Origin of the sequence: Butyrivibrio sp. NC2007 (assembly GCF_000421405.1) — a bacterium.
Taxonomy (GTDB): domain Bacteria; phylum Bacillota; class Clostridia; order Lachnospirales; family Lachnospiraceae; genus Butyrivibrio.
In genome coordinates this window covers 34159-46490 of the sequence record NZ_ATWY01000003.1, presented here as the reverse complement: position 1 = coordinate 46490, position 12332 = coordinate 34159, and the positions used below count along the sequence as shown (strand labels likewise).

Sequence of the window (12332 nt, the reverse complement as noted above, 5' to 3'; positions counted from 1 at the left end):
CGTCCTAAGGAATCCACCGCAAGCGGTACCCCCTTAGGACCAATTATGGAGGATAGGAAAATGAACAAGTTTGAGAACGGATTTATGCTGGGCGCTTCTACTGCAGCCCACCAGGTTGAAGGAAACAATACAAATTCAGATTACTGGCTCATGGAGAATATGGAGTATTCACAGTTTGTTGAGCCTTCACTGGATGCAGTGGATCACTATAACAGATACGAAGAAGACATCAAGATGCTTGCGGATGCAGGCCTTAACACCTACAGATTCTCTGTTGAATGGGCACGTATTGAGCCTGAGCAGGGCAAATTTGATGAAAAAGAGATTGAGCATTACAGGAAGATGATCAAATGCTGCAGGGACAATGGCGTTGAGCCGGTTATTACTCTCATGCATTTCACATCACCAGTGTGGCTTATAAAGCTCGGAGGCTGGGACAATGAGCAGGTTGTGGAGCTTTTTGCCAACTATGCCGGATATGTTACTAAGCAGCTTGGAAGTGAGATAAAGTATATCTGCACCATAAATGAGGCTAACATGAGACTTCAGATTGGCGCTCTCATGGAGAGATTCAAGAAGCAGATGATGGCTAAGATGGCAAATGCAGCTAAAAGCGATGGCGACTCCATGGAGGGGCAGGTTCAGGTTGGTCTTAATCTCTCTGATCCAATGGAGAAAATGAAGCTGGCAGCAATGGAGAACGCCAAAGTATTCGGAGATCCTCAGCCGCATACATTTGTTTCTGCAACAGATGCAAATGGCGATATGATAGTTATAAAGGCGCATCAGGCAGCCAAAGAAGCAATCAAGGCTGTTAATCCGGATATTCAGGTTGGTATTACTCTTTCCCTGCACGACTGCCAGTACATAGAAGGTGGCAAGGAGCGCGCAGACAGCGACTGGAATGAGGAGTTTAGCCATTACATTCCTTATATCAAGGATGATGATTTCTTTGGTCTTCAGAATTATACAAGAACTACTTACGGCCCGGATGGAATTGTGCCTGTTCCCGAGGGAACACCAATGACACAGATGGATTATGAAGTATATCCTGAGGCTCTTGAGCATGTAATAAGACGCGTGCATGAGGAGATGCCAAATGTTCCGATCATGGTTACAGAAAATGGAATAGCAACATCGGATGACGAGCAGAGAGTTAAGTTTATCGACAAGGCAATTGAGGGTGTTCAGAGCTGTATAAATGATGGAATTCCTGTTATCGGATACTGCCACTGGTCACTTATCGATAATTTTGAGTGGCAGAAAGGCTATGCGCTGACATTTGGTCTTTGCGCAGTTGACAGGAAAACACAGATCAGGGCGCCAAAGCCCAGTTTGAAGCATCTTGGAGGCTATTTGAAATAATGAAAGACACAGTACTGACGGGTGTGCAACAGATAATGATTGGAAGCAGATGCAATAGTTATGAGAGTGCACTCAGCACACTTCAGAGCATCAAGAGTGCCGGCTATGACGGCATTGAACTAAATGACTTCATGATCAAGCCAACGCCTTTTATTGTGAAGTTACTTACTAAATTTGCCGGTATGCCCACGGGGAATGGCGGAAAACTCGACTGGAAGAAACTGATCTCAGAGAGCGGATTGAAAGTCATAAGCCTGCACAGCTATCTAAACAGCATTGAAGAGAATCCCGAGGCTGTAGCGAAAGAAGCCTTGAGCTTTGGGACGAACACCGTTGTTATAACCGGTATGTACAGGTTTGATTACGGAAATGCATCAGAGGTAAAAAAGCTTGCTGAGCGCCTGAACAATGCAGGAAAAGCTCTTTTACCCTATGGAGTAAAACTGCTTTATCATAATCACAATGTAGAACTGCAGAAGATCTCAGAAGATAAAACTGCATATGATGTGATCATCGAAAACACAGATCCTCAGTATGTAAACTTTGAACTTGATACATATTGGCTTGCAGATGGTGGTGCCGATGTTTCCGCCCTGGTAAATAAGCTGTCAGACAGGATGGTGATGTGGCACATAAATGACAGGGGATGTAGAAAGAAGGGGCCTTTCATTACGCCCATCCTTAAGGAAGATGCTGCTGAACTCGGCACAGGAAATATGGCCCTTGGTACTATTTTGGAAAATGTACGGGCAACTTCCAAAGTGGAAGCGATTGTTTTGGAGACCCATAAGAACTGGATCGATAATGATCCTGTAAAAAGCTTTACTGTAAGTGCAGAATGGTTAAGGAAACATAAATTGATGTCCTGAAAACCTCAGGACTTCGACGGAATCTGAGCCAGAAGGACTGCAGAAAAGATCAAAACGCAGCCTGTGATCTCTTTTCCCGACATCAGCTGATGGAGTATCAGCCAGCCGAAAACCGATGAGAACACGGATTCAAGGCTCATGATGAGGGATGCAAGGGCTGGATTTAAGCCGCGCTGGCCTACTGCCTGCAAGGTGTAGCCTACACCACAGGAAAAGATACCTGTATAGAGGATGGCTATCCAGGAAGAAGGCGCAGATAAAGAGCTGATCCACGCTGAAGGGTCAGGCATAAATTCAAATATAAACGCAGCAATCAGTGAAACTGCGCCACTTACGAAGAACTGAACGCACGCAAGTGCAACGGGACTCATGATGGGAGCGTAGTGATCAACGCACAGAATCTGCACTGAGAATAAAAGAGCGCACATAGGGAGCGCCAGGTCTGCGGTTGATATTGAAAAGCTTCCGCCGGAAAAAGGATTGCAGAGAAGGTAAAGACCGATAAGGGCGATGCCCACAGCCGGCCATACCCAGAAGCTGCATTTTCTGCCGATGAAAAGACCTATAATTGGGACCAGAACGATATAACAGGCTGTCAAAAAGCCCGCTTCACCGGCGCCGGCGCCAAGTGCGATTCCGGCCTGCTGAAAGGTGGATGCCAAAAACAGAGCAAGACCACATATTACGCCTCCAAGGAGCTTATTAAAAGGGATCTTTGAAGGCGTTATATTATGCCCTCTAAGAAATGGAAGAAGGCATACTCCGCCGATAATAAAGCGTATTCCGTTAAAAGTGAAAGTACCGACCCTGTCGCCTGCTACGGACTGAGCTACAAAGGCAGCTCCCCAAACGATAGAGGCCAGCAGGAGCAGTAATGAATTTTTAATCTGAGATTCTCGAATTTTTTCCATAACAGGCCTATTATAGCAGATTGCGAAGAATTTAGAATACTTTTAGATTTGTTTTGGGGAAATGGTAGTAACATAGAATCGTTATGAAATTTGAGGAGGAATGTATTATGAAAAAGAAATTCGCAGTTATGCTTGCATGTGTTATGGCCCTTGGCCTTATTGCATGCGGTACTAAGACAGAGGAGACAAGCAGCTTACAGGTTGAAGAGATTCCTGCAGCACAGGAGACTGTACAGACCAGCGAGACTACAGAAACTGCAGAAGCTACAACAGTAGAAGAACAGACTGCAGAGGCAGAGACACCTGCAGAGACAACAGGCAAGATCACAGAGGAGCAGGCTACACAGGCAATCCATGATTACTGCATAGAGTCTTTCCCTGATCTGGCAAATATGGAAGGTTCAGACGATTACACTCTCTACTGGGAAGCCAGCACAAATGAGAATGGCGAGATTGTTGTTCTTTACAGATCTTACACAGGTGCACTGATCCGCTATTACGTTAACCCAGAAACAGGCGATACCTACGTTACAGAGCAGGTTCCGGGCATCATTGATGATGAGCAGCGCACAGAAGAGACTTTGAATGTAAAAGACTATATCAAGTGATATTTAACCTGTATTTAGGTAAAAATACACAAGTATGGAGAAAGTATTTAGGTAAAAACAGAGAAAATCGGGGTTTTAGCAAGAATAGAATATAGAACGCAAGAATAAGAGATGTAGTAATTTAGCCGGTAAATATAATTTAACTTACAAAAACAATTTCTTTGTAAGGGAGGATTATATGAAGCTGAAGAAAAGAGTTTTGTCACTAATTGTATCAGCCGGCCTGATTTTCACATCTGCAATGCCTGCTTACACGGTTGCAGCTGCTGAGCCACCGGGTAATGCAGGCTTTTCTAATTATATTACTGTGTCCGGTACAAAGCTCATGGACGGGGAGAATGAGCTGAGGTTCGTATCTTTGAACTATCCGCAGGCAACTAGTGATACACCTTGGGAACATGCAAATGCCATGAAGACCTTCAGGGCAATGGGAGGAAATGTAACAAGGACCTACACAATTCCGGTGTTCAACGGGCAGAACAGTGCAACAGCGTATGTTACAGGCGTTGATAATGAGGGCAATCTTACCTTTAATGAAGATGCTCTGAACATGCTCGATGATGTGCTGGCCAAAGCAAATCAGTACGGGATCAGGGTGATTGTTCCCTTTGTTGATCACTGGCACTGGATAGGCGGAATGGACGGCTACGTCTGGCTTGCGGGGGAGTCAGACGGGAAAGCACCGTCACAGTCGGGATTTCAGGACTGGGCATGGAGGTTCTACAGCAGTGAGAAGTGCATGGATCTCTTTAAACAGATGATCACACATCTGCTTAACAGAACCAATTCGGTTACAGGGGTCATGTACAAGGATGACCCGGCGATACTGTGCTGGGAAACAGGAAATGAAATAGGTAACAGAAGCCAGGTCGAGAGGGACGAGGAGCTCAGCGCCTGGACCAACGAGGTTGTTGCCCACGTAAAGAGCATCGATTCAAATCATCTTGTGCTGGACGGCAGAATGTCCATGTCCCCTAAATCTCTTAGTGCTGACAACCTGGCAGACATCCTTGGAGCGCACTACTATGAGGGCAACTACGCACAGAGATGCGAAGATGATACCAGAGATGCCCACAATGCAGGAAAGCCCTTTATACTGGGCGAGTTTGGTGCAAAGGTTACTGCGCAGCCCTGTATCGATGTATTCCAGAAGGGCATTGAGAATGACACCAACGGAATCATGATGTGGAGTCTTAGAGCCCACAAGGACGGATTTGGCTACTACTTCCATAATGAGGATGGTTACTGGGCTTCCTACCACTGGCCCGGTTTCGAGGCGGGAAATTATTACGGAGAAACTGAGATAATCCGCTCAATATATGCCTATGCACAGATAGTGAACGGTAAGGCTTCAAGTTATGAAGAGGCTAAGAATATCCCGATTCCGGCGCCTGAAGATGAGGAAGCCCCCCTTCTTTATTCAGAAAACGGCACTTCCCACGACAGCTCTTTTGCCGGAGGATCTGTGGGTGATATCAAGTGGCGAGGTGTTGTCGGAGGCGCGTGGTACGAGATCCAGAGGGCGGAAGGAAGCGTGACAGACCAGAACTCCGATGCTTTCATGACTGTGGCAGGAGAAGAGGATTACATCTATGACTCCGGCAGGAACTGGGAGGATAAGGCCCACGACTGCATCGCAGGTTACCATGACGAGACAGCCCTTGATGGACTTACCTATTCATATAGGATCAGGGCCTGCAATGAATCCGGAGTCGGCCCATGGTCTAACATTGTGGTAGTGGACAATGTTAAGCACGTGGTAAAAGACAATTTGGACCTGATCGCAGTTTCCAGCAGCGATCCAAATCCCACCGAGATCAGGCGCACTTACAGCAGCGATCATTCTGCAAACATAGAGTATTCCAGCAGTTCAATCGTGAATAAGAGTGCAGAAGAAGGTTATATCGAGTACTCATCAAGGATTCCCGTGGATGAAGTGCGAATTGAAGCTGTAGCGGAAGGTGCAGCACCAAGGCTCATGGTTTCTAAGGACGGAATCGTATTTGAAGAGGCTGAGCTTAATCATGATGCTGGAACGGCGCTCTATAGTGCATCTTCAGTTCTTTCAACAGGAAATTACTACTACAGCAGAATTTATCTTCAGGGAAACAGCAGCTGCAAGCTGGACAGCATCGAGATTACCTACAAGAATGATGGCGAGTCTTACAATGAATCAGCTGCTTCGGATGCAGTGAGAACCAACGTAATGATTCAGGATTCTGCCTTCGGAGAGGATGTTCCCAAATACTATGTTTCAAAGAGCGATAACCTGGTGCTTGCCGGCGATGGTGCTTTGAGAGGCCTTACTGCATCAGGCGCAGAGAGCGGATCAATCGTTTACAAGACAGGCGATGATATCAATGCTTTCCGCGTGAGCACCCTTGCGGTAGATGGCAAGAGGGCGGTAGTTGAGTACTCCTTTGACGGTGTGACTTTTAAGGAGGCAAAAGAGCTCTCGGCAGTGGATGCAGGCGAAGCTACAAGCGTGGTTTACGGAGACCTTAACGTTTCGGGAGCTGTGCGAGTTATAAGGGTTACAGTTCCGGAAAACAGCCAGGGGCAGGTATTTGTAAAGCTCGTTGAGATCTCAAGCGGACGAAAGATGATCCCTCTTGCTGATTCGGCACCTTCAAACACCATCGAAGACGGAGAGTATTACACAGGTTCAGATGCGAGTCTGAATGCTGTTTACAGCATAACCTTCGGGGAAGGTGAGATCTCTTTTGCAAAAGAGCTATCAGGCAAGGACTACAGCGCGTTTGACAGCATATATCTGTGGGTGAAGCCTGACGGAAGCGGTAATGAGCTTCAGGTAAGACTTAGGGACAGTGAGAACAGAGTCTGGGCAAGTGAAAAGATAGCTCTGAGCGGCGCTGCGCAGATGAATAAGCTAGCGATTGACAAGAGCGGTGATTTCAACTGGGGAAGTGTCAGCGGAGCTGAGTTTGTCATAGTAAACAATGATGGTTCAGCCGGTGCAGATGGCTCTATTATGCTGGATTCTGCCAATGTATATACAGGTAATTACGGAATCGGACTGGAGTATTCATTTGGCGGAGAAAGCAGCAGAGTTTATATTGACAGTGTCTATGCAAGTTCATCTACAAAGGTGGATGATTTTGAGGGCTACAGCGGATCAAATACGCTGCTGAACCAAGCATATTCGAGAAATACAAACGGTGGAACTTTTAATCTGTCACTGGATTCGGGCAACAAATACGAGGGTTCATATGGGCTCAGGGTTGACTACGACTACAACGGAACGGGTTATGCCGGAGCAACCAAGACTATGGATATGCTGAACCTCAGCGGATATGACGGATTTACGATGTATCTTGATTCCGACGGGTCAGGTAACGAGATCAAAGTCCAGATGGAGACTGATACATCAACTTACGCTTACACGGGTTATATGACTGGTAAGGGCCCGATGATCATGTACATGCCCTTTAGTAAGATCATACAGCCCGATTGGGCAACATCGGGAACACCTCAGCCAATCGACAGTTCGCAGAATCTTAAGTCGGTGTCGATTTATACAAACCAGAGCGGACAGGCTGCCAGCGGAACGTTTTATGCGGATGACCTTAAGGGCGCCAATTTCGCTGAGGATCTGGCATCAGGCGCCGGAGTTTCCATGGATGAGCCTTCTGAGGAGATTACAGAATTTCCTTACAGTATTGGTGGTAGTGCATCTTATGTGGAGTATGTGACTGTAACGGTTGGTGATAAGAAATTTAACGTGCCTGTAGATGCCGATGGAAAGTGGAGCTATGAGCTCACTGAGGATTTAGGACTTTATAACACGGATGCACTGGGTCTCAAGGCAGGAATCTATTATCCTGATGGTGAAGCAGTGGTTGAGAGTGCAGAATATGCAGTTAAGCTGCACCTTGAAGCCAATGATGGGCCGGAAGAAGAGAAGTATGACAATATCATCTGGAGCTGGGACTTCGAAGAAAAAGGCGTGGAAGGCTGGACTTTTGAAGGATTTTCTCCATGGCTTGAGAGCGGAAGGCTGGTGGCCTGGTCTCAGGATGGCTATGAAGCAGAGTTTTCCTTCACTGTTACGGATATTCCAAACGGAGTATATGCGCTCTCAAACGATATAAAGGTAAAGAGTAACATGAACAGCGCAGTAATGGCGCTGATTTCCGGGGATAATGAAGTAAGATCCCTGCCGATCGATACTGCGGACCAGATTGTAGAGGATCAGCTCCTTGGGGAGAAGATCACTGTTGAGAATAACACGGTTACGGTCAAGTATTATGTGAATGCGCCTGTTGATGCCAATGGCGTGACCTTTGCTGTCGGGGATGTGAAGTTGTATCTTATGAAGAGCCTTGAGAGCGAGGAGCCTGAAGGTGTTGAAGAGCCCGGCGGAAATGAAGGAACTGAAGGCAATCAGGGATCTGAAGGCAATCAGGGAACTGAAGGAAGTCAGGAAACCGGAGATTCCGGAAATGCTGGTGGCTCGGGAGAAGCCGGTAGCGCAGGAAACACAGAAGGTTCTGGAAATGCAGGAAATACAGGCGGCGGACAAGTAAGCCAGGACGGAAGTCAGGAACAGAGTACTGGTGGAAGTGGTGATTCTGTGGGAAACACACAGGCACCGACTACTCAGGTATCAACTACGCAGGCATCAGGTAAGACTTCAACAGCATCTCAGGAACAGAAGCAGAGTGCTCCACAGACCTCAAAGCCAGGCACAAAGCCGAGCGCGGCTCAGACAACGATTGATGATGAGCCTGTAGCACTGGCAGATTCTGTGAAAGAGGCATCTACATCAGATGAAGAATTGGCTGAAGAGACCAATATGCAGGAAAACGTGCAGAATACTGAGGAGAAAGCTGATGCAGTTGAGGGAACCAATATCCAGGAGGAAGAAGTACCTGAGGCTTCATTCAATAACGTAGAGCCATCAGACAGCTCTTTTCCTATAGTCCCTGTAAGTACAATAGTAGTTCTGTTGATTATTGCATTAGCAGTATTTGGAATAAGAAAACGCTTTAGATAATAATATTCAGCCATGGAGTCAGTGGGACAGAAGTCACTAGAACCGTCCCCCTGACTCCTTCAATTTTTTTATGGAATCACTAATATCCCCGGAAACGCCCTGTAAAGTGCATCACAATGACCTTCAAACAAGTTACTTGGTTGGAAAGCTTTTTTCAATTGCATAACAAAAATTGTCATATGAAAAATTAGTTGGAAATTACAAGCCTCCACACTTGGAAAATTTGATGCCTAGCGTCTTCCCTGCATCACAACTACCGGCCTACGGATGCCATGTGATGTAGTTTTTTTCAAATACTTGTTTGCGACACCAAAATCTTTTTTGCAATTTCCAACTATTTTTTGCATAGAGGAAAGTTATGGGGTTGTCGAAATCACGTTTCCAACCAACGTTCAAAATATACGGCCATGTGATGAAAACTTAGGCCAATCAAGCTTCTCGTTCCTCTATTTTTCCATACCCCAACCCCAGTATTATTCATATATATAGAAAATCCTCGGACAGCGGAGCATAAATGGCTTCTAGGGGATATAATAGTATCAATAACAGAAAGGAATGACACAAAAAATGAGCAAGATTGCCGTAATCTTTCCCGGAATGGGATACCACAGTGATAAGCCGCTTTTATACTTTGCAAAAAGGCTGGCTCGAGAGGCCGGATATGAAGTGGTGGAGGTTAATTATGAATTCCCGTTCAAGGCAAGGGAGATCATGAATGACAAAGTCCACATGAAGGAAGCCTTCAAAATGGCGGTTTCGCAGATAAAAGAGCAGCTTGGAGAAATGTCTTTTGACCAAAGTGAAGACGTAGTATTCGTGGGAAAGAGTATAGGCACAGCGCTTGCTGCGTATTTCGACAGCGAGCTTGAAGTTGGCGCCAGACAGGTGGTGTTTACGCCGGTTCCGCAGACCTTTGACAGGGTCAGAAAGGGCTCAGGCATTGTCTTTCACGGACTTGCTGATCCCTGGTGCGACACAGAAATCGCGGAAGAGAAGTGCGCGGAGCTTGAGCTGCCTTTGTACAAGGTAGAAAGAGCTAATCATTCTCTGGAGACTGAGGATCCGATGGAGGATTTATCAAATCTTCAGTGGATCATGGATAAGGTAAAAGACTTTCTGGTTGATTAAGAAATAATTAAAGGATAGAGCAGCTACGCTCTATCCTTTTTTGTAAATCATATGGCTGAATTTGAGTATCAAACCTTCTTAATATATCCTTCTTTTCTGACAGGAGCGGGGCCGATGCTGCCGGGCTTTCCGTAGCCGAGGATTACGTTTCCGACACCTACATAGTTGTCAGGGATTCCCCATGCTTTCTTAAGCTCTTTTCCCTCTTCACTCTCAAAGCTCTCCTCAGCACGCCAGATATAGCAGGAATCAACGCCAACTGCGTGAGCAGCGTTTAAGAGGTTGCCGATAACGAGGTTACCGTCTGCGATTCCAAAAGGAAGAGTGGGATCGCCAAATACTACAACTACTGTAGGAGCACCGTAGAAGGTGTGCACAAATGATTTTTGCACAACGCCTTAATACAATTTTAAGAACGATATCTCACGTAATATAGTAATATATAGTTAGTGAATGAAAGGGGGATTATACAAAATGGAAAAGATGAAAATCGCAATGGCAAATGATCATGCCGGAACACAGATGAAGGAAGAGATCAAAGCATATCTTATTTCTCAAGGTTACGAAGTAGAAGATTTTGGCACATATGATGATAAGTCTTGTGATCTGTCCGATTTCGTATACCCTGCGGCTCTTGCAGTTGCCAAGGGAGAGTGCGACCGTGGAATTTTCTGCGATGGCGTCGGCTATGGAAGCGCGCTGATAGCGAACAAGATAAACGGTTGTTACGCGGCTGTGTGTCAGGATCCTTTGTGCGCAACACTTGCAAGGCAGCACACCGACTCTAATATCCTGTGCCTCGGAGCCAAGATAATTGGCGGACTGATGGCCATGGAGGTTGTTAAGACATGGCTTACCACAGAGCCACTGATGGAAGAGAAGTACAGACGAAGAGTGCAGAAGGTCTGTGAGATCAACGATAAGCACTGCGTTCCGGTAAAAGAGCTTTAAGAGGGTGACTACTGCGTATGAGTGAGAATCAGGATAAAAAGCTGCCGGCACCTGGCAAGAAGCAGGATATTAGGGTAAAGAAAAATCCGACTGCGGAAGCTTTAAAGAAAGCTCCGGATGAGGCTCTGGCAAGAGCTATACATGATGTGCTGTTAAAGGAAAAGCTATAGGAGGTTTCATATGTCTAATCGAGAGGATTTCCAAATAGTTGCTGATATTTTAAATGAATGGAACATAGCTGAAGAGCTTGAAGGCACTGTATTGGTAGGGCTCAGATTTTCTACAATATATTTGACTGATAACGGTGCTTTTTGTGACTGGATGGTAAGTTTCACATCAACCAAGAAACTCCAACTTGAAGAAGCTGAAAAGACACGTCAGGAAAGCCTTGCCGATGTTTTCTCAGGCTATGATATTGAGTATTCTCCCGAGGATTACTTTATCGAAGTCTCCAATCAGGAATTCATTGAAAATGCTTATGACGAGTACGATGTTGCAGAGAATGCAAGCGATCTCGTGGATACAGTATTTGATTCACTTACTGACCTTGCCGTATCAACAGCCATCGACCCTGAGCACGAAGAAACAGCTAAAGAGAAATTGGAGCAAAAGAAAACCGAGATCAAAGCAGCTCTTAACGCAGACTGAAAACAGGAGCCGATAAAATGCTAATTGGAATCATATCTGACACGCACGGATTACTCCGCCCCGATGTCATAGAAGCGCTTAGGAACGTTGATATGGTCATACATGCCGGGGATATTGACAATGCATCTGTCATAGATAGGTTAAAAGAGCTTTCTCCAAACCTCACAGTTGTCAGAGGTAATGCTGATAAAGAGTGGGCTGAGGGCATTCCCGAGTCTGCCTGGCTCGAAATCCTTGGAAACAAGATCTATGTAGTCCACAACAAAGGTAAGATTACTGAAGATATCAGTGAAGCAGATATCATAATCTACGGACACACTCACAAGTACTCTCAGGCGGAAAAAGACGGACAGATCTGGTTCAATCCCGGGTGCTGTGGAAAGAGACGAGCGGACCAGGAAATCTCTTTTGCCATTCTTGAGATTCGGGGGAAAAGAGATTTCGAATTCAGGAAAGTTGTTATTGGGAATGGCCGGGCGGAAACGAAGCTTCCCAAGGATATAGATAAGATAATCGTCAAGGTGATGAAACTCACTGACAAAGGAAAGAGCTATAAAGAAATAGCCAAGACATGCAAGATTCCTGAGGGATTGGCGGAGAGTATCTGCAGGATGTACCTGACGCATCCGGGAGTGGATGTGGCAGGTATACTGCAAAGAATTTCTTAAGCAGAATCAGAGAGGTGGTCTATGAGTAGCAACGTCAAAAAGCTATGTATAAATTGTGGAAGAGAATTTGTTGCAAAAAAGTCCGGGCATATATTCTGCTCATTGGAATGTAGAAAGCGCTACGGAAACCATACCGGTTATAGATGCAGCGAATGCAGGACTTTGCC

General features: G+C 45.8%; 11 protein-coding genes. 9 read left to right on the top strand and 2 right to left on the bottom strand.

The window, feature by feature from the left end:
- The first annotated feature begins 60 nt into the window (after nucleotides 1-60).
- Nucleotides 61-1365: a glycoside hydrolase family 1 protein gene (locus G632_RS0103105; RefSeq protein ID WP_022767573.1), complete on the top strand. Its 1305-nt coding sequence runs from the start codon at nucleotides 61-63 to the stop codon at nucleotides 1363-1365.
- Nucleotides 1365-2234 (top strand): sugar phosphate isomerase/epimerase family protein, encoded by an 870-nt coding sequence (locus G632_RS0103100; protein ID WP_022767572.1) that lies wholly within the window; start codon nucleotides 1365-1367, stop codon nucleotides 2232-2234. Before G632_RS0103105 ends, G632_RS0103100 begins: the two co-directional genes overlap by 1 nt.
- Nucleotides 2235-2239: 5 nt before the next feature.
- Here the strand turns inward: G632_RS0103100 and G632_RS0103095 are convergent, their stop codons facing one another.
- Nucleotides 2240-3145, bottom strand: a complete 906-nt coding sequence (locus tag G632_RS0103095; RefSeq protein ID WP_022767571.1) for a DMT family transporter — start codon at nucleotides 3143-3145, stop codon at nucleotides 2240-2242.
- 107 nt (nucleotides 3146-3252) lie between these two features.
- Between G632_RS0103095 and G632_RS0103090 the strand changes: the two genes are divergently transcribed.
- The 3 genes from G632_RS0103090 (at nucleotide 3253) to G632_RS18685 (ending at nucleotide 9898) form a co-directional block, all read left to right on the top strand.
- The gene (locus tag G632_RS0103090; RefSeq protein ID WP_022767570.1) at nucleotides 3253-3753 is read left to right on the top strand and encodes a hypothetical protein; all 501 of its coding nucleotides are present in this window, start codon (nucleotides 3253-3255) and stop codon (nucleotides 3751-3753) included.
- A 178-nt stretch (nucleotides 3754-3931) separates the two neighbouring features.
- Nucleotides 3932-8770 (top strand): carbohydrate binding domain-containing protein, encoded by a 4839-nt coding sequence (locus G632_RS0103085; protein WP_022767569.1) that lies wholly within the window; start codon nucleotides 3932-3934, stop codon nucleotides 8768-8770.
- 567 nt (nucleotides 8771-9337) lie between these two features.
- Entirely contained in the window at nucleotides 9338-9898 is a 561-nt protein-coding gene (locus G632_RS18685) for an alpha/beta hydrolase (protein ID WP_022767568.1), read from the top strand.
- 68 nt (nucleotides 9899-9966) lie between these two features.
- Here the strand turns inward: G632_RS18685 and G632_RS18680 are convergent, their stop codons facing one another.
- A complete protein-coding gene (locus G632_RS18680) occupies nucleotides 9967-10290 on the bottom strand; it encodes a nitroreductase family protein (protein ID WP_081647054.1) in 324 nt (107 codons plus the stop codon).
- 82 nt (nucleotides 10291-10372) lie between these two features.
- Here G632_RS18680 and G632_RS0103070 point away from each other — a divergent pair, with 82 nt between their 5' ends.
- The 4 genes from G632_RS0103070 to G632_RS18675 are packed head-to-tail and all read left to right on the top strand — an operon-like array spanning nucleotide 10373 to nucleotide 12165.
- Entirely contained in the window at nucleotides 10373-10849 is a 477-nt protein-coding gene (locus tag G632_RS0103070; protein ID WP_022767566.1) for an RpiB/LacA/LacB family sugar-phosphate isomerase, read from the top strand.
- Nucleotides 10850-10866: 17 nt separating this feature from the next.
- On the top strand, nucleotides 10867-11019 hold the full coding sequence (locus G632_RS21880) for a hypothetical protein (RefSeq protein WP_022767565.1): 153 nt from the start codon (nucleotides 10867-10869) through the stop codon (nucleotides 11017-11019).
- A gap of 10 nt (nucleotides 11020-11029) precedes the next feature.
- Entirely contained in the window at nucleotides 11030-11497 is a 468-nt protein-coding gene (locus G632_RS0103060; protein WP_022767564.1) for a hypothetical protein, read from the top strand.
- A 17-nt stretch (nucleotides 11498-11514) separates the two neighbouring features.
- Nucleotides 11515-12165, top strand: coding sequence for a metallophosphoesterase family protein (locus G632_RS18675; RefSeq protein WP_022767563.1), 651 nt, complete (start codon nucleotides 11515-11517; stop codon nucleotides 12163-12165).
- Nucleotides 12166-12332 lie beyond the last annotated feature (167 nt).